The sequence below is a fragment of the Paenibacillus algorifonticola genome (genome assembly GCF_050481745.1).
Lineage (GTDB): Bacteria > Bacillota > Bacilli > Paenibacillales > Paenibacillaceae > Pristimantibacillus > Pristimantibacillus algorifonticola_A.
Genome location: NZ_JBCNGR010000036.1, coordinates 319720 through 343885, shown reverse-complemented (window position 1 = coordinate 343885; position 24166 = coordinate 319720). Strand labels below are relative to the sequence as shown.

Sequence of the window (24166 nt, the reverse complement as noted above, 5' to 3'; positions counted from 1 at the left end):
CCAATTTTAAAATTCTTTTAATTTACTCTCTTCCCCTAAACCATTACAATTAAGAAAACGCTTACAATCCCAATCATAAAAATCACCCCCTATCAATGGTTCTTATAACCAAAAATGTAGAGACAATTTATCGAAATGTTTATATGTTGGCTTCTTCTACAAAATAATAATACTTCGAATCACTTGACTAACCATCATGACAGTTGTTTTCATATCTTTCACCATTTGTCCATTACCCGGGTTGTAGTCTCACATCACGAGAATGATGCCGTATTGAACAGCATCATTCTCTGAATTGTTATTCAATCGAAATCCTAAGTGGATTCTTTCGAAAAATAAAGAGCGATCATCCTTTCCTAACGCGGAACACAGTAACTGAATGCTTAGGGAAATCGTAGCTTACTTGATTGCCTGGCGTTTGCATCCTCTTATACTTGGGTACAATTTTAGCCGGCGCCTCCAAGCTGTTCATCTCATCCAGTCCGTAACCAGACATATCATATACATCCATCAAAAGGCTGTCCGAATGCAAGTCGGCAAATTGGAGCTGCGCTTGAACGTCGACATCCTGTACGTTCACGGCTTTGACAATAACATCTCCGGTTGACTCTTCAATACTAGCAGAACAGTATAGGGGTTCAATGACTGGTGCAATGTGTTCCGTATCATTGATCAAAGCGCCGTCGACATAGGTGCGTATCCTCCGTCCATCTACTCGCACTTCCAGGTGATATTCCACGCCAGTCTCCGGCGAGAACAGGCTTTGCGTCAGACAACCTCTGTACCCTTTCGAGCCGGCATGAACCATCGATTCCTGATTGGAGTGGCTGCCCGCTTCCCACACTACATAATTGGCTTCATCCTGAAACCCGAAAAATATGATAAACCCTCTCGAGCCATTTTTCCTTATCGCCTTCATGCTCAGCGAATAGCTCTTCAAGCCAGTTTCGCCGACTACCGCATTGCGGCCAAATTCAGAACGGTGGCGTCGATCTTCTTCCGTCTCGCCTATTTCGACCTTGCCCGTCAGCGTCTTCACTTCACCAGTCTCGTGGTTAATCAAGCGAATATCGCGGTAAACAACTTCATTGAGATTCGCCCCCACGAGCAGCTTACCTTCAATTCGTTCTTTATTGCCGGCAGGCTGGGCTGGAACAGCGAACCCGTCGGTAACCATGCGCAGCAAATGGTCTCCTTGATGGTGCATGAACATTTGCTGAACATAATAGTTGGCTGTACCGAAAACTTGATGATTATTGAACCAAATCAAATCCGGTTTCCAGTTCACATAATCGATGTTGCAAAGAAGCGGCGCATAACACGCCAATCCGACGGCATGAGCATTCTTCTCGAGTCCGGTCATAAACGCGGCTTCCGCAAGCGCGTTGTAGTATGTATTGCCCCATGAAGCGTATTCCCCGAGGAACACCTTAGGATCGTCGGTGCTGAATGAATCATATCGGTGATAATGAGCCAGCAACCAGTCCGGAGATTGATAATAATGTTCGTCCACAAAATCCGAGCCGTTGTCCCGCGCGGAACGCCATCCGCGTTCATATTCGCCCCCGGCAGCGAACGGCCCACTTGAATTGATAATCTGAATGTCGGGATATTTCGTTTTAATCGCCTGATGGAAATAAGTATACCGTTCGAAGAACTGCTCCCCGATCTCTTCATTGCCAATACCGATATACTCCAGGTTGAAAGGCTCTGGATGCCCGAGCAGCGCGCGCAAGCTGCCCCACTCGGTCGAAGCGTCGCCGTTCGCGAATTCGATCAGATCGAGTGCATCGTCAATCCATGGTCCCAGCTCATCAATCGGAACAAAGCGTTGGCTATGCGGATCAGAGCCCGCAGGCAAAATTGGAATGGGCTTTGCTCCAATATCTTCGCAAAATTGAAAATACTCGAAATAACCGAGCCCCAGCGTCTGATGATATCGCCAGTTGTTCTTGCGCGGCGGTCTTTGTTCGACAGGCCCGATCGTGTTTTTCCATCTGTACATGGAGTCACGGTCCTCGGCGTTTAAAGAGCCGTCATGAATAAGGCAACCGCCAGGGAAACGCATAAATTTCGGCTTCAGATCGGCCAACATTGTCGCGATGTCCTCTCGCAGTCCCCCCGGTCTGTTCCGAAACGTCTTGGTCGGGAAGAGCGAGATCATGTCCAAATATAGGGTGCCGTTTCCCTTAGTCACAACTGCCAGCCTGCCGCTGAAGTCGGTAGCCGATGATGCAACGACAACCTCGTATTTCGTCCACTCCGATGTAACCATTACCTTCGCTTCGCCGTATACCGTACCGTCAATCCCTTCCAGCCTTACGGCTACAGGCTCATCGAAGCTTGCGCTCCGACTGGCGTACATGGAGAACGTATATGTTTCACCTTGGCGATATGGCAATCCTGAATTGAAGCCCAGATTTTTAATGCCTACGCCTTCTCCAGCCTCTATGATCTCAACCGCAACGTAATGAGGGTTGCGTGGATGGATGGGGTGCTCCTGCTCCACTTGTATGCTGCTTTTCCCTTCTCCAAGCTCTACCTTCTCCCACGCTGTTAAGCCATTATAATCTTGCCGGTCAATCGGATCGAATTCGAAAGAACGGTTTCGAACCATCTCGGCGTATAGACCACCATCCGCGGCATGATTGATATCCTCGAAAAAAATGCCGAATAGATCGCCCAAAGCAGCCCCCTGGTCTTTTGTATAAATCGAAATTTTTCCCGTATTGCCCATTGTCCTTCTTCCCCTCATTTACATTGTCTGTTTATTCCTTGACGAATACGATATTGCGGACATAACCGTTTATATCAAGAGCTCGGTGGCCGTTTCCTTCCACGCGTTCATCTCCGAACCGTAAGTTATGGAACAGGACGCCATCTACAATGCGTTCATTATCGAACCCATGTATTCGGGACGGATGCGGCGTTTTACCAGCGTAATAAATGTCTCGAAATACAACATTTTCGATTCGATTGCCAGGCACGGGATTATAATCCTCGTTATGAACGACGCGGATATCGAGCAATTGCCCCTGCTCGATCGCTTCCACGCGAATGTTCTCGAATACAACATTCCGAACTGTATTCCGGTCCCCCGCGTTAATAGCCATGGCTCCCCAATAGTTGGGTTGAGGCTCATGGTGTTCAAGAATGTCAATATTTTCGAATCGAAGCTCTTCGATAACATCGCCATTGCGATGATGATCTCCATGTGTGCCAATCATGATGGGATGAGCAACATCGGCCCAAAGAATGGAATTCCGCACCGTTACCCCTCTGGTGTCCCCGTAGAAATCCCAGCGCGAACCGTAGACGGCTATGCAATCGTCTGAATTCCGCATAAAAATATCGTCAATGTGAATCCGCTCACTTGACATGATATCGATGCCATCCGACCAGCCTCTCGTACTAAACGACTTGAAATTCCAGATCGAGATTCCTTGCGATTTGCCAATAAAAACGCTGTAATGCGGCGGGTCGATGACCGTAATCCCTTCTATCGCAATGTTCTCGGAGAAGATGACCCGAACACCCCGAAATGCCGAAAAACGAGGGAAATCGGCTAGGTAGATAAACCCGCGCCCCCGAATGACAACGTCCCTCACATGATCGCATACGATCGAGCCGACGAGAATAGCGCCGCCTGCGATATAGACCGTCTTGCCCGATGAAACGGGGAGCACCGTCTCTTCGATATAGTGCATGCCCGGTTCAAAATACAAAATATCAGGAGCTTGATGTTCGTTCTTACTATTATTGAACTGTTGTAAAATATCCGGTAAGCGATGAATTCCCGGCTGAATCGCGAGCACATGCGAATCGTCGGGATTCGGGGCATCCGTCTCCATAGGGTTCGCAAATAGATGCAAATTGCCGAATCGTTCGCCATTGCATTCGATAACTAGCTTTCTTGGTTGATTAAGCGTCAATCGAATGGTGTCCTCTTCGACTGCGTAATGAATAGAATGCGACAAAGGTCGAATAGCAACATCTTTCAGTTCACCTCGACGGTACGTAATCTCCGCTTCGATAGTTCCCTCCATATCGAAACTAGACATGGATGCTTCCCGCACATCGTGCATATCTACCTTGACCTTATAGACAGGCATATGCTGCCAAGCCTCGCCGGGAACCCGTACCTTTACTTTAAATTCATCTAGCAAAACCGCCCCCATCGGGGCAGCATAGGTCACTACGCTGCTCACTCGCCATACACCTCGCTAATCCCATTTATTGAAAGCGCTTTACAAGTTATCATATATAAAATCTTTCCGCATGAGTATTTAGCTCAATTAGGGAAATATGGACAATTTATTGTTTAATTGCGTTGCTTGTCTAACGGTGCTAATAATCGTCCATGTTCTTCTAATCTTTATCAATAGTAAAGAAAAAATCCCGTCGATGACGGGATTTGAAAGTCAGTATAGAGTTGATGCCCGATAGCTGCTTGGGGTCGTACCCTTCGCACGCTTAAAGATTCGGGTAAAATAAAAATAGTCGCTGTATCCCGACTGCTCCGCAACCTCATTGATTGGCAAATCCGTTTCCGACAAAAGGCGGCAAGCATAATCCATTCGCAGCGCGGTTATATATTGCGTAAAGGTCATACCCATTTCTTTCCTAAACAATTGACTAATATAATTGGCGTTGACATTAAAATGCTCCGATAAAAATGAAATCGTAAGGTCTTCGCGATAATGCTCGTCAACATATTGCAATATGCCTTTGAATGACCTGTTCCTTACTTGCTGAGCTCCCGGCCGCGATTTGCTTGACATCGTACCATCGCAAACGAGGACGGAGGAGCCCAATCCAGCCGTAAAGTTCCGATCCACCTCTTCACTCTTCTGAATGATTCCCGCGGCAAGCAGCATTTTCTTTAGCTGCTCCGCATATTCCGGAGATCCCGTTTCCAAGTTTTCAAAGATATTTACGTCTTTGGTCATTTCTTTATCTTTTATGAGTTTTGCGGCATTCTTGAGAAAACCTGAAATTTCGATTTCGTCAAACGGCTTTAAGCAATAGCCGAAAGCTCCGTAATTGATCGCTTTTTGGGCAAGCGCAAATTCGGCATATCCACTGAGCACGATGACCAGCGCCCTAGAAGATGTATCCTTTAACTGCTTGATAAGCTCCAATCCACTAATCCCGGGCATACGAATATCAGTAAAAACAAGGTGCGGTTCGATTGCCTGAATCGCATCGAATGCCTCCGACCCGCTTAATGCGTAACCGGTTATTTCGAATCCGTACGCCCCCCATTCGACGCTTGCGATCAAGCTTTTAATGACCAGCTCCTCATCATCAACAAGAAACACTTTATACATCGTTATCCCTCCGAAGCGGCAGATTAATGACCGCCATCGTTCCAGTGTCATATTTGCTTGTAATGGTAATACCAAATGCTTCGCCATAGTTCAGTTTGATCCGGTTATTGACGTTAACGAGACCGATATTCGTCCTCTGATCGTCCGTCATATCCTGTATAACCGACAATTTGGACTTCAGCGCTCGAAGCTGCTCCTCGTCCATGCCTATCCCATTGTCTGAAATGGACAGAACAAGGTTTTCCTCAAGTTGTTTGACAGTAATCTCGAGAAGCCCGTTCCCAGTCCGTTGCTCGATACCGTGAAATATGGCGTTCTCAACCAGCGGCTGAAGAATCATCTTCGGAACTTTGTGGGACAACAAGTCATCGGGAATACAATAGGTGACGCGAAACCGGTTGCCGAACCGGATTTGCTGGATGTGTACATGGCTTTTGACCAACGTCAATTCTTCCTGCAGCGTTACGAAATCCGTGCCTTTGATGCTGTATCGAAAAACAAAAGCAAGCGCTTTCACCATATGGAAAATTTTATCCGAACCTTCTTCTACGGCTAATCCTTTGATTGACTCAAATGTATTATATAAAAAATGCGGATTGATCTGGCTTTGCAGGAACGCCAATTCAGACTGCTTCTTTACAAGCTCAGCGCGATAAAGCTTCGTATTGCTATCGAGCAGTTGCTTGGTTAACGTATCAATCTCGTCCAGCATGCGATTGAAATCGCTTGCCATGCTGGTGATCTCGGCATATCCATGAAGGCTGATCCGGTTATTTAGATTACGAAGATGCCCCAGCTTAAAATCGTTCATGAATCGCATCAACTTTTTTAGTGGACGCAAAATATTGTTGATGACAAGTAAAAACGGAATAGACAGCACCAGCAAGGAAGCAAGCAGGATCAACAACGATTGCTTGCGGATATCTTCCAGCCCGCGCAGCAATTCGCTTTTCGGTAGCTTGAACACAAGCTCTCCCTCAATATCGGGAATTTCCCCCCTCTGAATAAAAAAGCTGGAGTCCGAATCGGCAGAACTGATCTGTGAATAAGGCGTGCCTGTCTTTACGTCTTTATCATTGGTATAGAACACATTCCCGTTGCGGTCCAATGCATAAAGCTTGCTCCCTCCCATATTAACCATACTAGGCGGCGACCCTAATATAGTCTTGGCATCTAGCACGATCAATATAACGCCGTATCTCTTGTTATCATCGAAATCTATCGTTGGATTAATGGGACTGCCTACTATTAAAACATCCCGGTTGATGTTATGAATTTGCAGCTTTTGCACACCTGTAAAATTAAAAAATTGATTTTTAGGTATTTCATCTATAAACGGAGTCAGAATATTGACATCTCCATTTAAAATAAACGTTGTTCCGTCGCCGCCGATCAAGGCAATATCCAGTATTCCGTCCTTCATGTTCCTCATGTCTGCCATATAGCTCATTAATTGCGTATACTGGGTATATTTTTTGACAGGATCCTTCTCGTTCAAATATGGTTGCACAATTTTTGGATTGTAAGCGATGCTTAGTAGGATTCGTTTAATTGCATCGGTGTTGGAAGCGATGGTCTGATTAATTTGAGCAATCATCTCCATATGATATTCGCTGTTTTTCTTCTCCACAACTTGAGCTGCTTTCAAATAATTGGTATATACAATGACCAAGACAATGACGAATATAATGGCTACAAGAACGGAAAGCTGAATCCCAATCGGCAAGCTCTTCAAAGCCTTCCTGCTCCTCGCGAACTTTAAACTGAACATCTCAACACAACCTCTTGTCAATTTAGCCTATCCTGTACTTGGAAGTAGTATCTATTTATGATTGCATGATGAAGCGCCAATTGTAAAGGAAAAAGCTTCGTGCTGCTCTGAGAATAACCGACAAAAACAGGAATAGGCAGCATCGCTGTTCATCCCTGCTCGGTTACTCATGTATGGCTAGTATTCCGAAGGAATCTTTTGGTAAGATTTTAATATTTCGTATTCCTCCATCGTAATGGTCAGAATTGTACCGTGCTTGAAGCCATATGGGAATGTAAAGGATTTGTCCGATCTTACGAACTTCCCGCTTGCCAAACGGTTTGCAATAAACGGCACATAGCCTTGTTCCTCTGCCGAACAACCGTAGAAATCCAGGAACAAGCACCATTTTCCATCTTCCAATTTTACCGCCGTTGGCGCTTCATATAATCCAGCCTCTACATCTTCCATACTTTTATCAAACGTATCCACCCTCTTGAATGGACCGGTTATATCCTCCGACTTCATTAGAATATTTTTGCCGGGGTTTTGTTCGCTCTTTAAGAACATATAATAGCTTCCGTCTTCCTCGTACATTGCGGAGTCGATGACGCCGCTGTCTTCTTTTTGATACAACAATTGAGCTTTGGTAAAATTTTTGAAATCTTTGGTACGGGAATAGAAAATTCCCTTGAATCCATAATTGTTGCGAGCATGAGCCGATGACCAATGAATAACGTAGTCATCTTGTTTGTTGTCATATATAATGTCAGGTGCCCATAAACAGCCGAAATCTTCATCTCCGAGCTTGATCATCCTCTGCTCCGACCAATGAATCAAGTCTTCCGACTCCCAAAGTGACAGACATTTGCTCCCGTTACGGGCGGCTTCGCCCCATGAATGGTTATATTGATTCAGCATACCGTATGACAAACTTAGATCTGTGGCCAGAATAACAAACTTGCCTTCCTTTGTTCTCGTTATTGTAAAATCTCTGACGCCTTTGTCGCCGTAATAACTCCACAACACTGGATTTCCATCATTCACTTTCTCCCAGTTAAAGCCATCCGTGCTGACACCGAAGTAAACCTGCTCACCATCCGGCGTTCTCTTTTCTTTAAAATGCACAAATAAATAAGCCTGCATATTCATTAAACCCTCCTATTATTCTGGTAATAGCTTCAGATCGAACGGTTTATCTCGATTGCAAATGAGGACGCCATCCACGACTTCTAGCTCGGCTGCTTGTATCGATGATCGCCTTGTTCCGTAGGTTGACTCTTCGTTACCTTTCGTTCTCTCGGGATGCGTGAAATAAAAGATGTACGCACGCTCACCTTGAACGACAACATCCGCATGAAGGCCGTTCGTGCCGTCATCCTCCCGGGAACCCGGTTGATCGAGAATAAGCCCGTTGCGTTCCCAATGAAGCAAATCATCGGAGCGGTATACGCCCTGTCCTCTCCACTCGTCCACGATCATCCAATAAAACCCTTCGAATCGGAATACGTTAGGCCCTTCATGCCAACGTCCCTCGATAACCGGTCCAATCCGTCTCCATTCGTACAAATCGCTGCTTTCGGCGGCATATGTGTGATTGCTTTCCTTAAACCACATTCTGAACATGCCGTCCGGCATTTGATAAATGCAAGCGTCTATGATATTGGTGTCGCTAATCTTCAATTTGGATTGAAATGTCCACTTCATAAGATTCGAGCTTGTATAATGAAGCATATCTGCTTGATGCCCCCAACGATCGGGCACGCCTCTTATATAAGAAACATACATATGGTAAGTACCCTCGTGCCAATAGATTTCCGGAGCCCAAAACGTATTTCTTCCCCATTCAATGTCTAACCCTTCTATCGTGCCTCTGTATACCCACTCTTTGCCGTCGACGGATGAAGCTACTCCTATATCCGTTCCATACACCCAGGCAACATTACGATCCTCCGCCGTCGCCCTGCGATTCGTATATAACATCCACCATTCCTTGGCCTCTCTATTCCAGATAACGACAGGATCTGCCGCACCGTCATAAAAGGGATCCCTGTACAAGGGAGCCTTCGTCACGTTGTCCATGTTTAGTTGCCCTCCTCTTGCCGTACGTTCCCATCAAGACCGTTGTAAATGAAATGACTAAATGAAGCCCTACCGCTTCCAACGGCATCCAAAGCGATTCTTAAACTTAAAAACTTCCCTAACACATTATTATGAAACCCAGACATTTCAAAGCCATGGTCCAGCTTCTTCCAATTAGACCCGTCTGAACCGTAATATAAATCGACGTCATGGGAATCGTTTACAATACGTAGCATGATGACATTTTCGAAAACTTCCGTATTCTCCGACCGATATTGATCGCGGAATGAAAATACATGCGTGCCGTTAAAGCCGACACCGCATTGGAAGCCAGGCTTGTAGAACAGGCTTAAGCGCCCTTCCGTATTTGCGTCCAATTGAAGGGAAACGATAGCTTCATAGGCGTGATGGTATGGAATACATAACAAAGGCTCGACGATTTCAGCGGAAAGACCTTGCAACTCTAGTTTCCCTTTTCCGACATTGTAGCCGGTCACGGTTGAACGACCATAGAAATGCCAATGCGGCTTCAAGCGGTCTGACTCGAACCGGTCGGATAAAGCGATTTCTCCGGTCGATGGCAAATCGCTTACGCCAAGTTGCTCCGACGTTCGGAACCAGCCATCATCTTCCCATTGCACAGGCTCCATAAGCGTCTGTCTTCCAAGCGTCGCATAGTTATTTTCATAAGCATGATATATGACGTGCCATTCTCCCTCGGGCGTATCCACAAGGGTTCCGTGACCTTTCGACCACCAGCGCTCCATGCGGTTCTCGGTTCGTACGATTGGATTATAGGGCGAGTTCTCCCAAGGCCCATCAATCGATTCCGATCTGGCCGATATAATCATATGGCTGGTTGCCGGACCAGCCGTTCCTCCTTGCGCGCACGTCATGTAGTAATATCCATTCTGATACGTAATCTTGGGCGACTCCAGATAAAAGCCTTCGGTCCGCCATTCATTAGGATAGCGCCAGCCTTCATATACCTTCTCGAGCTCGCCGATCGTCGAGAGCCCATCGGCCGCCAACCGGATTCTGTATCCGTCAGACAGAAAGAGATAACGGCTTCCTTTCGAGTCCACGGCATGCCCGGGATCAATCAGACCGACGTGCAAATTAATCGGTTCGCTCCATGGGCCTGAGGGAGATTCCGCGGTTACGACCCAATTCGTACGCGCTGCCGGAAAATATATATAGAACTGGCCGTCATGCCAGATGATTTCCGGTGCCATAATACAACCCACATGCTGATGAACGGCGTGTCCGATAGGCTCCCATACCGTTAAATTGCGGGAATGCCATACGAGCAGTCCCGGCATATAATCGAATGAAGAGTGGGTCATGTAATAGTCGTCCCCTACACGTACAATGGACGGATCGGGATAATCGCCAGGAAGAATTACAATGGGAAACCCAGTATTGGATGGGGGCATGAGAAAGATCCTTTCTTTTTATCTCGAAGTATAAACGTTTCGTGCCAAGACCAAGGGACTGCTCTGACCAATTGTCATCCCGAAGGCTAACAACCATCTCGGCAGTCCGATCCTATTACTGTTACATCACAATGTTACCAATCCTTATTTCGCAGTTAGACGTTCTTGATACACTTTAGTCGCTTCTTCCAGCAGCTCTTTTCCGCCGGATTTCAACCAATTTTGTTTGAACTCTTCAAATGTTTTATCAATATGATCAGTTCCGATAATCGCTTTTACATAATATTCGTCTTGAAGCGGATTGAGCGTTGCGGAATATTTGGACTTTGCTTCCAATGGCGTCGGTCCTAGCAGATCCGAAATCGTTTCAATGCCTTCATTTAATGTTTCTCTGAATTCCAGCTTTGCAGGGGAGAAATGGTATTTCCACATTGACAGACTACGCTCAACAAGCGGATTGTAGTAGCCGCCGTAGCCCAATTCGAGCACCTTGTCGTTATTGCTCTTATAAGGCTCCAACGCCTCCGCCGCACCGTCCTTAAGTTCATAGGAAACGCCTTCGAGACCAAACGCCGTCTTTAGATAAGCATCATCGCTACTCACCAAGTCTTCAAGAATTTGCAAAATTTTAATTCTTTTCTTCTCATCTTTCTCAACTTGCGCGCCGAACAGAAGCGGCACTTGCAATGCGCCGTTGGACATAGCTAGCGACTTGCCGGCAGGTCCAATCAAACCTTTGCCATAAACGGGCTCTATGCCGTTTGCCTTATTCGTCTCGATTTGGTTGAACAGATGATGGTACATGTTGTGGTCGAGTATGCCGATTTTTTTGTTGTTCCACTTTTGCGTAATGGTATCGTTATTGTCCGTTAAGAACTCCGGATCAAGAACGCCGTCTTTATACCACTTCTGCAGAAGCTTCAACGCTTCTTTGGCCTGTTCGGAGAGACCTCCCCACGTTACGGTCCCGTCATCGGCTAACATGAATTGATAAGGATTTACGCCGTAAGCCGCATAGATCTCGTTGAATTGCTGATTGCCTGTCCCGCGGGTTGTAAAAGCGTACGTATCCTTTTGACCGTTGCGGTCCGGATCGTTGTTCCGGAACTTGTACACGACATCCTCGTATTCTTCAAGCGTCTTCGGGGCTTCGTTATAGCCGATTGCTTTCAACCATGCGCCGTTGTAAGTCGGAATGAATCCGTAGGAGCCGTTCAGCCATACGCGCGGAACGCCCCAGTTCTTCCCGTCATAAAATCCGATATCCCACGCATTCGGATCGACAGCTTCCACGTCCGCCGTGTATATCGGCATATATTGCTTGATTTCGTCTACCGAAATGCTGGCGATTACGCCTTGCCTTGCGTAATTCACCATATCTCCTTCGCTAATATTGTGAGGAAAAATGTCGGGAATTTCGCCCGCCGACACTTTGACCTTGAAGTTCTCGTCGGTCGCTCTCATATTCACGATTTTGACGTTATACTTTTCCTCGACATACTTCTGAATTTCGTTGTCATCATTTGTCGGAATGCTCCATGTGCTTGGGTTGATTGTAAGTACAATCGTTTCTTCTTTGTCCGGCGTATTGCTCTGCGAAGGCGCGTTCGTTTCGCTGCCCGTCCCGTTCGAACAAGCCGTTGCAACCAATGTCATAGACAACATAGCCGCAAAAATCAATCGTTTTTTGTTTTTCATTTCTTTTCCTCCCTTTTATGTGCCAATAAAATTTATTAAAACAAGGAATGATTGTATTTGTCATTCCCTGGATAAATCGCGCTAACCTTTAAGTGAGCCGATCATCGTCCCTTTAACGAAATATTTTTGCAGGAACGGATACACGATTAGAATCGGCAGTACGGCGAACATCACGGTAGCCGCTTTGATCGAAGTTTCATACTTGTAGTTCCCGACAACCGTGCTGCCGAATGTCTCTTTGTCCGCATTAAGAATAACGATTTCTCTTAAAAAAAATTGGAGCACTTGCTTGGATTGATCGGAAATGTACAAGACCGCGTCGAACCAAGCGTTCCAATGCCCGACGGCAGTCCATAACGCCAGCGTTGCCAATACGGGCTTCGACAACGGCAATACGATCGTTACCAGAACGCGAATATCGTTCGCTCCGTCAATTCTTGCCGATTCCTCGACTTCCTGCGGAATAGACATGAAAAAGTTGCGCAATACGAGCATGGAGAAAGTCGGCACCAATCCCGGAATGATGTACACCCATCTGCTATCCATCAAGTGCAGCTCTTTGATAAGCAAATAGCTTGGAATGAGGCCCCCGCTAAAAAACATCGTAAATAAAATGATCATCGTGTAGAAGGAGCGATGAGGCAACGTTTTGCGCGATAACGGATACGCGACCATGGACATCGCGACGAGCGTCAACAAGGTGCCGACCACGGTCCGAAAAGCCGAATTGCCGAAGCCCCACCATATTTTTTGCTGGCTCACAACCTGCTTCCAACTGAACAAGTCGATGTCTTTCGGATATAAGTGAAATCCCATACGCGTCGATTCCGCCGGCCCACTTAACGATACGGACGCAATATGAATAAACGGATAGATCATAGCAGTGCACAAGCCACATATAAATGCAATAAGTATAAACTGGAAAATATTTTCTCCAACTGACGATTTCATGATGTTCGCTCTCCTCCTGACGGCTCTTTACAGAACCCCTTCTTGTCCCATTTTTTTCACAACATAATTCGTGCCGAGCACCAACGTGATGCCAATAATGTTCTTGAACAAGCCGACCGCTGTCGTTAATCCGAATTGACCGTTAACGATACCGGCTCGATATACGTAGGTGTCGATGATGTCGGAAACGTTGTATACAGTAGGGGAATACAAATTAAATATTTGATCGAAGCCTGCATTGAGAATGCCTCCCAGCGATAAGATAAACATGATGGTAACCACTGGCAAAATAGATGGGATCGAAATATGCCTTATTTGCTTGAACCGATTGGCTCCGTCGATCTTGGCCGCTTCGAACAAGGTTGGATCGACCCCCGTTAATGCAGCCAAATAAATGATCGTGCCCCAGCCTATTTCTTTCCATATATTCGTTACAACCAGCGTTGATCGGAAGTAGTTGGAATCGGCTAAAAAGTAGATCGGTTCGATGTTCACGAGCGACAATAAATAGTTAATCGGTCCATGGGTTGGCGAAAGCATCATCATGATGATGCCGGACAGGACGACCCAGGAAAAGAAATGCGGGATATACGAGATCGACTGGGCTACTCTCTTGAATAAGCCAAACCGTATCTCGTTCAGCAATAACGCCAGAATAATCGGCGCCGGAAATCCAAAAATAATATTATAACAGCTAATGATGACCGTGTTTTTCAGAATTCTTAGAAAGTCTGGCGATTGGAAAAACAAAAATTTGAAATATTCAAATCCGACCCATTCGCTTCCCCAAATTCCGCGTATCGGACTAAAATCTTTAAACGCCAACTGGACACCGTATAACGGTCCGTAATGAAAAATCCCGTACCACACCAATATGGGGAAAAGCATAAAAAACATATATTTATTTTTTTTGTATTCTCTCCAGGTATGGGTCCATTTTGACCTTTTAGGCCTAGGCGCTTTAAGGACGCTCTCCACATTTCCACTTTTCAAATCCAACAATCCTTTCCACAATCAAATTGACGTTATATTCGCCTATCGCAAATACGCTACCCGCTGTCTACCATTTGTTACCTCTCTCATATAATGTTGTTTTATTGGTTACTCAGTTGCGATTTCCTCCGGCTGCTGCAAATGCTCTGTCGGCGCTGCCAGGCTTCGGAGCTTGCATTCCAAATTCCGGATAATCGGCTGCGCTATCTCTTCCATATCCTTACCTGCTCTTTGGCTTCTCAACAAATGGTAGTTATCGTAATTACGCTCAATCGCCTCGTTCCATAAGTAGAGATCGAATGCTTAGTCTTATTTTGATCGCACCATAACACTTGAATAAGGCATACCGCTAGGAAAACGCCGAACATGATAGGCTCGAACAGTCATTTCATAAAAACCTCCTCATAAGCTGCAAAAAGGATGTCCTTCTTCTGCATACAAAAAAGAAAGCGCTTTACTAATTCCATCATAATGAATTCTGGAGTTTGTGAGTATTCCACACAGTTAGGGAAATATGGACGATTCAGTGTCCTATCTAGCAACAAAATTTAATAATACTATTATTTGTCCATATTGGTATAAGTTTTATCCATATGAAAAGAAACGGACGTAGCAAACGAATCCCCTCAAACTCCTTGAAAGAGCTTGAGGGGATTCGTTCGTTCGTTCTATTTATCTTGATTAACTTTTGTTGGAATAAGGACTTGGTTCCTTTATAAGTAGCAATTTTAGCGGATTTGTATGGTACTATGTTCTCGTCCCTCGACAAATTTGGCAAAATTATCTTTTGAGTTTTAATTTTCCGGTAAGTACAAATCCATCCTTCATGTTTATACTCATTAGGAATAGGTTGACACCACCGCCTATGAGTTCAATCAGCTGAACCAACAAAAATTTTGTACCAAATTGACCTGTTGATGCCCACATATTAAGTAATATTGCGGACGGTATCATAATTAATATACCGATCAAGGCAATATAAGGCATTCTTTTCTTTTTCTTTTCAATAATCATTCCTTTCCTTCCTTTAGATATTTTGAAGCCCGTTGCCCCAGTTATTGCCATGGCCGGAATCAAAACGAGCAATCCTGGTAGAACAATCAAACTTTTTAATTTAGCGATCGTTTCATGACTACAGAACAAATCAACTATAATAGTAGAACTAAAAAAACTGGCGATACATAGAAAAGATATAATGCTAGCAAACGCATGTAGTTTCTTCATATATAAATCCCCCCATCTTTATCACAGACGTAAGATGCTATACCTGCCGCAGATAGTCTAATGATACAAATGGGTGCTTCCTCGATTGATCCATCCACGTGCCGTATAGAACATCTACTCGTATGCAAGGTTGTTTTTCAAGAGGTAAATATTCAGTAAATTCATACCCCAGCTTACTTCTTTGAGCTGCCAGTGCTTTTTTAAATTCCTCTTCGTCATTGATAATTTCGGCGATTCCTATAAATTGAAATGCCTTTGCCTGCTTTTTATTTTCATATCCCAGTAAATTATATACCGACAATCCAACCTGTGGATTTACAGTGATATTATGCAACTTTCTGGTGCCTGGAACAGAAAATAGGTAGAAGACCGGTCTGTTTTCTTTATCTGCAACTGTGGCAAAATGCATAGCATGAATAAGTGGCCAATTTGTCGGAGTTGCTGTCGCTAGATTAGCAACCTCTTGTACTTTTAAAAAGTCCAAAATGTCTTGCCTAATTTCCTTTTCAAATTCTTGTTTAACTAACTTAGGCATAAGATCTTTCTGTTCCAATCTGTTTTCAATCCACATTGATTTAGTATCCCTCATAATCTAACCTCCAATAATTAAACTGTACAGTACAGTTTAATTATAATGAAGGAATTACTAACCGTCAATATTCTCTTTCTGCTTGCGAGCTAGCACTTTCTTATTTGACGATAATGGTTTCAAATTTTATAATGAATTTAGAAATTTGCAGATTGTACAGGGAGCGGTTTTTTTGAGAACCAAAAGTGAAAGCAAGAGGAAAGCAATAATCGATGTAGCCTTACAATTGCTAAAGGAAAGTGCTTCATATGACGTATCCATGTCCGAAATCGCTGCACGTGTAGGCGGTTCCAAAGCAACTTTATATAACTACTTTTCATCAAAACAAGAAGTATTTGTAGAAATGGTCAAACAGTCTGTTCAACCCGAATTAATCACAATAAAATCCATATTGACAGAAAATGATGATCTTAAGACTGTGCTACAGAATTTCGGGGAACATTATTTGCATCAACGATGTAGTCCGGATACGATTGCCATTAACCGCATGCTAATTGCTGAGTCCACGCGCTCTGACATTGGGATTTTATTCTTTGAGGAGGGTCAGAGGAAAATTCTCGATATGTTATCCTCGCACTTTGAGAAAGAAATGGATGCTCAAAAGGTAAAAAAGAGGGATATAGGAATGGTTGTATCACACTATATAGCCTTGATCGAATCAGAGCTAGTGGAAAAATGTCTATTCGGTATTATTGAAGATCCATCCGATGCTCAAATCAGAATGTTTGTTGAACGCGGTGTTAGTGTTTTTTTGGATGCGTATATATTAAACTAAGTTGTTCGTTCGTTAGGAGGATCTACAGAATTAATTGCCCCCACCTCTCAATGAGGCGGGGGCAATTGCTTCAAGACTTTCCCTATAAGGAATCGTTAATTACATCGGCTGTACCCGCAATTGCTGCACTGCTTGCAGCCTTCTATATTAATCAACGACGCTGAACCACAAGAAGGACAAAGGTCGAGCGAGCTTGCGCTGCTGCGGCTTTTTGCTGAGTCTGGAATGATGTTAGTTGCCGCTATTGATGCAGCTGTTACGGATGAGCCTATCTTCAAGTCCACACTTGCTTCAGATGCTTCTCCGCTTTCCTCCCGCTCTTCCACAACTGGCTGCTGCAAGTCAGCTGCCGCTATATGCTGCTCCAACGCCTTCGCCACGGCATCAGCAATCGATTCCACGCGGTTTGCGCCAAACCCAATCGCCCCTGTGCCACCGATTCCTTTCAAGTGCTTAATTAACAGCTCTACCTTATGACCATGATCGCCATAACGGAGAAATAGCGAGCAGACGCGGCCCAGCGCTTCCGCCATGGCGAATACATCGGAGCCTGCCTTGCCGACATTCAGAAAAATTTCGCCCGGCGAGCCGGAGAGATCATTGATCGTAATGTACGCCATGCCGAACGGCGTATTTACCTTGTAGGTGGCACCGCGCAGTACCTGCGGGCGGCTTTTGTACGCTTTGTCCAGTGTTTTCTTACTCACAGCGGTTGTAGCTGTAGTCGTTGTTGGGCCTGCTGCGTCATGTGCACTCTCAACACTTGGAGCAACCTTGGACTCCGCTCTCTCAGCAGTAATAGCCCCACTATCTAGTGCTTGAACTTCTTTCTCATCGCTATCTGCTCCCGTTGGCAGCTTAAGCGCCTCTTCCGTCTCCTGCTTCTTCTCCTTCTCATCCGTCGTCGAAAGCACCTGCACATCCCTGCTACCGTCGCGGTAAATGGTCACGCCCTTGCAGCCTAGATCAAACGCCAGCTCATACAGCTCCTTCGTCTCTTCCACCGTAAAATCATTCGGGCAGTTCGCTGTCTTCGAAATCGAGCTGTCCACCCAGCGCTGAATCGCTGCCTGGACCCGGATATGATCCTTCGCAGACAGATCCATTGCTGCTACAAAATAATCCGGCAGCTCCTCGTCAGGATGCGCATCCTTCCATTGCTGGGCAATCGGAACAAGCTGCTTGTCATAGCCCAGCCTGCTTTGACGGAAATATTCAAAGGCAAAATACGGCTCAATGCCTGTCGAGGTGCCGACCATCGTTCCGGTACTGCCCGTCGGCGCTTGCGTCAGCACCGTGACGTTGCGAATACCATGCTGTTCTACCGCCGCCCCAACCTCGGGATAATGCGACGTCAAGCTTCGCATAAATCCGCTTTGCAAAAATTTATCCGCTTCAAAGGCAGCAAAGGCGCCTTTCTCCGCTGCAATTTCCGCCGAAGCAAGATACGCCTCTCGGGCCATAAACCCATACAGCTTGTCGAGAAAATCGAGCGATTCCGCGCTGCCATAACGGATTTGCAGCTTAATCAGCAGCTCCGCAAGCCCCATCGTGCCGAGCCCAACGCGGCGCTCGCGCTTCTGGTTCGCTTCATTTTCAGGAAAATGATACGGTGTGGTGTCAATGACGTTATCGAGAAACCGCACCGACCAACGCGTCACCTTCGCCAGCTCCTCCCAGTCCACGTCATGCCGCTGCTCATTATAGAAACGCGACAAATTGACCGCTGAAAGATTGCAGACGCCCCAGCCGGGAAGACCCTGTTCGCCGCAGTTGTGTGCAACCATTCCACCTGCCAGAAGCGAATGGGTAATAGGCTCCGTAATATCGTAAACGGTGACGGTTTCTCCCGCCTTTACCGAAGTGACTCTGGACAGAAATTTTTCCGTTTTACGGGACCTCCGAGCTATTCGCTCAAGTGCCTCTTGTTTTCTCGTCACATAATGAAATCCGATTTGTTCTTTAAAGGCAAGAATATTGTTTCCAGTCATAATGAGCTCATAAAAGCCGCTGCTTTCATACGTACGGTGCTCGCCAGCTTTTGTCGTATATTGAAATTGCGTTTGTGCTTTTTTGGGACGGGCATAAATCGAGCTGTGAATACCATAATTAAGCAGCAAAAACTGAACGCCCTGCAGCAGTTTTCTTGAAGCCGAAGTTAGACGAACAGTGCGCCGCATTTCATCCCGTTCATAAACCGTTCCATCTGCACTAAAAAGCCCTTGCAGAAATGCCGTTACGGTAGCTTCTGACGATGTGAATAATGCCTCAGCTACTTCCTTCTCTGGGGCCTTGACAGCTTTAACGCCCAGCTCATTCAGCTTTTGAAGCAGCTCTTTACGCCACCAATATACCTGTTTTGTTCCGTTTGTTCGAGCATACACCTTCGCCTTTACTCCAGTGATCCTCTCACCCGCTTCTACAAGCAGGTTTACGACCTCCTCATCCCCGCCACCAAAAACCATGCCGATATCCCCGCGTTTCGATACCCACCCGTCGCCCGCGAGCCAACCGAGAAACAATCCCCAATGTTCGCCTAGCTCATCTTTCGCTGCAAAATGACCTTTACCGGATTGGACATAAACGCAATCTTCTTGGGTGAGGTGCTGCGCTTCCTTCCAGCCCACGTTCGTATATAAGCGATGGTCTTTTGTCACGCTGATATCCATTCCATTTTGCAAGGATACGACGACCGTCTCCTTCTTTCCTGTAGGAAACACCCTTGCTTGCCGCATCTTCACACCGGGAACCTCATAAGAACGCCCACCGACAACTTTTGCTTGTTCGACCAAACGCGCATCGGTGCCGACAAGAAAGCTTCCTCCTGCTGTTTTTTTATACAATTCCTCTATCGTCATCAGCCCGTATTCCGTCGTAATTCTGGTGCCCGGATGAAAGCAGGGATTCGTACTAATAATGGGGTTGAAATACCAGCTATTCGACATCTGATTATAATACTCCATAAAAACGACGCCGGGCTCTGCCGATTTCCAGGCTGATTCAATGATCATGTGCCAGACCTCACGGGCGCGTACCGTTTTGTACAAAATCACCTTTTTGCCGAGTGCCCGCCAAGCATCCAGATCTCCTGTCCAAAGCTCGTTGTACTGTGCATCCTTCGTATCCGGGAATACCAGCTCCCACTGTAAATCCTCCTTCACCGCTTTCATAAAAGCGTTGCTCACGCATACCGATAAATTCGCGTTCGTCACCTGTCCCATCGTCTGCTTCACTGTAATGAAATCCAGCACATCGGGATGCCAGTCGTTGATCATCAGCATTAAGGCGCCGCGGCGGCTGCCGCCCTGCTCGATCAGCCCCGTCGTATAGCTGAACAGCCCGCCCCATGACACCGCCCCGCTCGATGCGCCATTTACCCCTGCCACAATGGCGCGGCGCGGACGCAGCGATGACAGATTAATGCCAACTCCGCCCCCGCGTGCCATAATTTCCGTCATTTCCGTCAACGTCTGCATAATGCCGCCACGGCTATCTGCCGGAGAAGGCAGCACATAACAGTTAAACAGCGTAAGCTCCTCACTAGCCCCTGCCCCCGCTGCAATTCTGCCGCCCGGCACGAGCTTCCAGTCGTCTAAAATATAGCGAAAGCGCTCAGCCCATTCCCCCCGCTTCTGCTCGCTGCCCTCGACTCCAGCAACCGCCTTCGCCAAGCGATCCCACATCTCCTCCGGCGTCTGCTCAATGGTCAGCGTCAGCTTCTCAACCGCAGTCGTTATACGTCCACCGCTTCTAAGCTGCACCTCTACCTGCTCACCCTCACGGGCCACTATCTCTCCTACTTCCTTCGTTGGAAACTTTGGATCATCTTTGGTCAGCACGAGCACAAGATCTCCAGGCTTAGCGCTGCTGGAATCAGCATTTTTCCAAGCATAACGATCGAGAAAAATTTTCTCGCTGAGCCCCTCCAGCCTGCTGGTGCCCTTCCTATTTTCATTTGAGGTTTGTTTCTTCTCCATAAGTAACGCCGCCTCTCCTTGCATTCGCTAAAAACGCATATTTTTGCCCGCTAACAAGGCCTTTCACATCATGCTTAACCCGATATATTGTGTCTGAAAATCATTATAACATACTACATATTGGGTTTCTTCATCATTCACAGCCAAAAACGCCCAATTTCCTCGCCTGCCAAAGGCTGTGCTTTCCGTTGCTAGTCCTCACGCTTTTTTTAGCCTTTTCTTATGAATAGGCGACGAAAGGGCCATACTAGAAACAAAGATTTCAACCTACTCATTTTGCTTGATTGGACGATGAATGTTGGCTTAAACGATGAAAGGAGCTGCTCCCTTGTCTTTAGATAATAAACAATCGCTATCCGGATCTTCCGCCGCTCCAGTTGCTGCACTCGTCACCCGCAAGCTTCATCCGCTCGTAGATTTGCAATATGACCGTTCCACCTTAGACGAGCTGCAAAACCGCATCGCCAAAAACGGACCTTGGGATGACTGGACGTTATATCAACTATCGATGGAGGCGGAGCAAGCGAAACGAATTGAAAGCTTCGAGCAGCTGCAATGCCTGCGCAGCCTGCCGATGCTCGAGCCGATGCCCCATCAAATTTCGACTGCGCGCAAGGTGCTGCATGAAATGGGCGGACGCGCCATTCTCGCCGATGAGGTTGGGCTTGGCAAAACGATTGAAGCGGGCCTCGTGCTGAAGGAATATATCGTCCGCGGGCTCGTGCGCCGTACGCTCATTCTCGTTCCCGCCTCCCTCGTTCTGCAATGGGTGCGCGAGCTGAATCAGAAATTCGGCATTTCCGCCGTTGCCCAGAAAAAAGCCCATACCTGGCATTATGACGTCGTCGTCGCATCGATAGATACAGCCAAACGTGATCCCCACCGCGACGTCATTCTGGGCACCGACTACGATATGGTCATCATCGACGAGGCGCATAAGCTCAAAAACAAAAAAACGACCAACTACCAGTTCGTCACCGAGCTGCGCAAAAAATATTGCCTGCTGCTCACCGCAACGCCCGTACAAAACAATTTGGACGAGCTGTACAATTTGATCACTTTGCTCAAGCCCGGCCAGCTCGGCCGCCAAAGCGAGTTTGCCGCCAATTTCGTCGTGGATAAGCGTCTTCCAAAAAATGAAGAACAGCTGCAAACGGCGCTGTCCAGCATTATGATCCGCAATCGACGCGGCGAAGGCGGCATTTCGTTTACGAAACGTTTTGTGAAAAATATTCCGCTTCAGCTGTCAGAGGGCGAGCAGGCGCTTTACGACGCAGTGACCGCCTTCGTGCATGAACGCTACGATGAAAGCGGCACCGACCTGAGCAGCATGCTGTCGCTCGTCACGCTCCAGCGTGAGGTATGCAGCAGCCGCGATGCCGTCTTCCTGACTCTCGTCAATATGTTCAAAAAGACGGCCGAGGATTCGCCCGTCCGCGCAAAAATCTGGGAGCTAGTCGAGTTTATCAAAAAAATCGAGGCCAATACAAAGGCCGAAAAAGCGCTGGAGCTCGTTAAGGGGATGAACGATAAAGTCATTATTTTCACCGAATATCGGGCAACGCAGGAGTATTTGCTGCAATATTTCCGCTCCCACGACATGATTGCCGTCCCTTACCGAGGCGGAATGAACCGCGGCAAAAAGGATTGGATGATGGACCTCTTCCGCGGCCGGGCACAAGTATTGATTGCAACAGAGGCAGGCGGCGAAGGCATCAATTTGCAGTTTTGCCACCATATGATCAATTTCGATTTGCCGTGGAACCCGATGCGCGTAGAGCAGCGAATAGGCCGCGTTCACCGGCTAGGACAAACCGAGGACGTAAAAATTTACAACCTATGCACCCTTGGCACGATAGAGGAGCATATTGTGCATTTGCTGCATGAAAAAATTAATATGTTTGAGCTTGTTATTGGCGAGCTGGATCATATATTGGAGCGCTTCGAGAAAAAAGACGGCTCGCTGGAGCAGCAGCTTGCCCGCATGCTGCTCGAATCAGGCGGCAGCGAAACGGAGCTGCGTGAGAAGATCAGCGATCTCGCCTCCTCGATTACGCAAATCCGCGAAGAGGTGCAGCTTGAACCTGAACTGCAGGCAGGCGCGAATATGGTGTCACAAATGACAGCCCTCGGGCAGACGGTGGAGATAAGACATGAATGAGAAGCAGGTACACAAGTTTGTGCAGCGATATTTGGAGGCGACCCAGTGCCAGGTTTTGGAGAAATCACCCTGTCATTTCACGGTTAAGCTGTCACCTGATGCGGACCGGGAGCTGACGAACCGCCCCTACTACTGGAGCTTTGTCGACCGCACGAACGCTGCTCCCGAGACGATGACCTACCTGCTCGTAACTGACCGTGAAAAGTATGACGCCGCTCAGACCGCGGCACTGCCCACGCAGCAGCGCTTGCCGGGCGGCGCCGTTGGGGCGGCGGACATAGTAGCGGGCGCACAAGGAAACGCAGGTGCAGCAGCGTTTCCCGGTGCCGCAAGCAGCGTGAGGCCTGTTGCGGGCATAGGCAGCGCCCCCGCAAATACAAATGCAAGTCCAGCTGCAATCGGAAATGTGGCTGACTCGGCATCGACGGCGCCAGCGGGTTCTGGTGCTCCAACTGGCGCTGCCGAAAGTGCCGATAGCAGCGCAAATACAACAGCAGCTGGAACGGGCCAAGCGGCAGCAGCTGATGCTGCGCTTGGCCGCTCGCTCGGCTTTGTGCACGGCAATATCAATCAGACGGGTCTGCGCATTCCGCGCGAGGAAATGTATTTCGGCTCGCGCAAGCTCGATCAGCTGTTTGGTGCGGCAAAATCGAAGGGCAGCTACGTCTTTCTATTTCAAGAACCGGAGCGCGGTGCCGCCTCGCCCTACAGCTCGACCCCTTACACCGCCTGGCTCGGCATCAATATGCGCGTGGAGTTCGCCTGCGACCGCAAGCGCGAGGAAATACACAGCTACGGCATATCGCTGGCAACGGGGCATTGCACCGAGCAGTTCCATGATCGGCTTCAGCGCCTCAGGCTCACGCCGCGCCTGCCCGCAAATATTCATTTGGCGAAAAATGGCCTTTCCTTTAACAAGGCGCTATCTATTATGGAGCAGGCGCTCGAACGCAAGCTGAAGGGCTACGATTATGAATGGGCAGGCGCCGCAACCGAGCGGCTGGAAGAAGAATTGGAGCGCATTCGGCTGTATTATGAGCCATTAATCGAGCATGCGGCTGACGACGAGCAAAAGCAAAGCATGCGCGAGCAGTATGAACAGCGCCAATCGGAAATCCGCTGGCAATATGAGCCACGTGTGACGGCTTCCGCCATTAACTGCGGTATTTTCCACCTGGAAGGTATCGAATAGACGAAGAA

16 protein-coding genes are annotated in these 24166 nt (G+C 47.2%); 3 read left to right on the top strand and 13 right to left on the bottom strand.

Annotation, left to right across the window (positions count from 1 at the left end; all coding sequences use genetic code 11):
- Positions 1 to 346: 346 nt before the first annotated feature.
- From ABEW34_RS26770 to ABEW34_RS26715, 12 genes are all read right to left on the bottom strand, one after another.
- Positions 347 to 2737 carry an alpha-L-arabinofuranosidase C-terminal domain-containing protein gene (locus ABEW34_RS26770; protein ID WP_430163180.1) on the bottom strand — a complete coding sequence of 797 codons (2391 nt, stop codon included), beginning with the start codon at positions 2735 to 2737 and terminating at the stop codon, positions 347 to 349.
- A 31-nt stretch (positions 2738 to 2768) separates the two neighbouring features.
- Positions 2769 to 4208, bottom strand: coding sequence for a glycosyl hydrolase family 28 protein (locus tag ABEW34_RS26765; RefSeq protein ID WP_430163177.1), 1440 nt, complete (start codon positions 4206 to 4208; stop codon positions 2769 to 2771).
- Between the two features lie 213 nt (positions 4209 to 4421).
- Complete coding sequence (locus ABEW34_RS26760; protein ID WP_430163174.1) at positions 4422 to 5330, bottom strand: response regulator transcription factor; 909 nt, start codon at positions 5328 to 5330, stop codon at positions 4422 to 4424.
- The gene (locus ABEW34_RS26755; protein ID WP_430163172.1) at positions 5323 to 7065 is read right to left on the bottom strand and encodes a sensor histidine kinase; all 1743 of its coding nucleotides are present in this window, start codon (positions 7063 to 7065) and stop codon (positions 5323 to 5325) included. The genes ABEW34_RS26760 and ABEW34_RS26755 overlap by 8 nt, the downstream gene beginning before the upstream one ends.
- 213 nt (positions 7066 to 7278) lie before the next feature.
- Positions 7279 to 8232 carry a glycoside hydrolase family 43 protein gene (locus tag ABEW34_RS26750; protein WP_430163170.1) on the bottom strand — a complete coding sequence of 318 codons (954 nt, stop codon included), beginning with the start codon at positions 8230 to 8232 and terminating at the stop codon, positions 7279 to 7281.
- A 12-nt stretch (positions 8233 to 8244) separates the two neighbouring features.
- Complete coding sequence (locus ABEW34_RS26745; protein ID WP_430163168.1) at positions 8245 to 9162, bottom strand: glycosyl hydrolase; 918 nt, start codon at positions 9160 to 9162, stop codon at positions 8245 to 8247.
- A 2-nt stretch (positions 9163 to 9164) separates the two neighbouring features.
- On the bottom strand, positions 9165 to 10598 hold the full coding sequence (locus ABEW34_RS26740) for a family 43 glycosylhydrolase (protein ID WP_430163165.1): 1434 nt from the start codon (positions 10596 to 10598) through the stop codon (positions 9165 to 9167).
- A 144-nt stretch (positions 10599 to 10742) separates the two neighbouring features.
- Positions 10743 to 12296: a hypothetical protein gene (locus ABEW34_RS26735; protein ID WP_430163162.1), complete on the bottom strand. Its 1554-nt coding sequence runs from the start codon at positions 12294 to 12296 to the stop codon at positions 10743 to 10745.
- Between the two features lie 81 nt (positions 12297 to 12377).
- Entirely contained in the window at positions 12378 to 13247 is an 870-nt protein-coding gene (locus ABEW34_RS26730) for a carbohydrate ABC transporter permease (RefSeq protein WP_046229252.1), read from the bottom strand.
- Positions 13248 to 13274: 27 nt separating this feature from the next.
- Positions 13275 to 14072, bottom strand: a complete 798-nt coding sequence (locus ABEW34_RS26725; RefSeq protein ID WP_430163158.1) for an ABC transporter permease — start codon at positions 14070 to 14072, stop codon at positions 13275 to 13277.
- A 948-nt stretch (positions 14073 to 15020) separates the two neighbouring features.
- Positions 15021 to 15464 (bottom strand): hypothetical protein, encoded by a 444-nt coding sequence (locus tag ABEW34_RS26720; protein ID WP_430163155.1) that lies wholly within the window; start codon positions 15462 to 15464, stop codon positions 15021 to 15023.
- 37 nt (positions 15465 to 15501) lie between these two features.
- The gene (locus ABEW34_RS26715) at positions 15502 to 16053 is read right to left on the bottom strand and encodes a pyridoxamine 5'-phosphate oxidase family protein (RefSeq protein WP_430163152.1); all 552 of its coding nucleotides are present in this window, start codon (positions 16051 to 16053) and stop codon (positions 15502 to 15504) included.
- Between the two features lie 172 nt (positions 16054 to 16225).
- On the opposite strand from ABEW34_RS26715, the gene ABEW34_RS26710 reads away from it, so the two are divergent.
- Positions 16226 to 16828, top strand: a complete 603-nt coding sequence (locus ABEW34_RS26710; RefSeq protein WP_430163149.1) for a TetR/AcrR family transcriptional regulator — start codon at positions 16226 to 16228, stop codon at positions 16826 to 16828.
- A gap of 95 nt (positions 16829 to 16923) precedes the next feature.
- Here the strand turns inward: ABEW34_RS26710 and ABEW34_RS26705 are convergent, their stop codons facing one another.
- Complete coding sequence (locus ABEW34_RS26705; RefSeq protein ID WP_430163146.1) at positions 16924 to 20805, bottom strand: LAGLIDADG family homing endonuclease; 3882 nt, start codon at positions 20803 to 20805, stop codon at positions 16924 to 16926.
- A 418-nt stretch (positions 20806 to 21223) separates the two neighbouring features.
- Between ABEW34_RS26705 and ABEW34_RS26700 the strand changes: the two genes are divergently transcribed.
- Together ABEW34_RS26700 and ABEW34_RS26695 are read left to right on the top strand one after the other, a co-directional pair.
- Entirely contained in the window at positions 21224 to 22966 is a 1743-nt protein-coding gene (locus tag ABEW34_RS26700; protein ID WP_430163231.1) for a DEAD/DEAH box helicase, read from the top strand.
- A complete protein-coding gene (locus ABEW34_RS26695) occupies positions 22959 to 24158 on the top strand; it encodes a YqhG family protein (RefSeq protein WP_430163143.1) in 1200 nt (399 codons plus the stop codon). The genes ABEW34_RS26700 and ABEW34_RS26695 overlap by 8 nt, the downstream gene beginning before the upstream one ends.
- Positions 24159 to 24166: the final 8 nt, after the last annotated feature.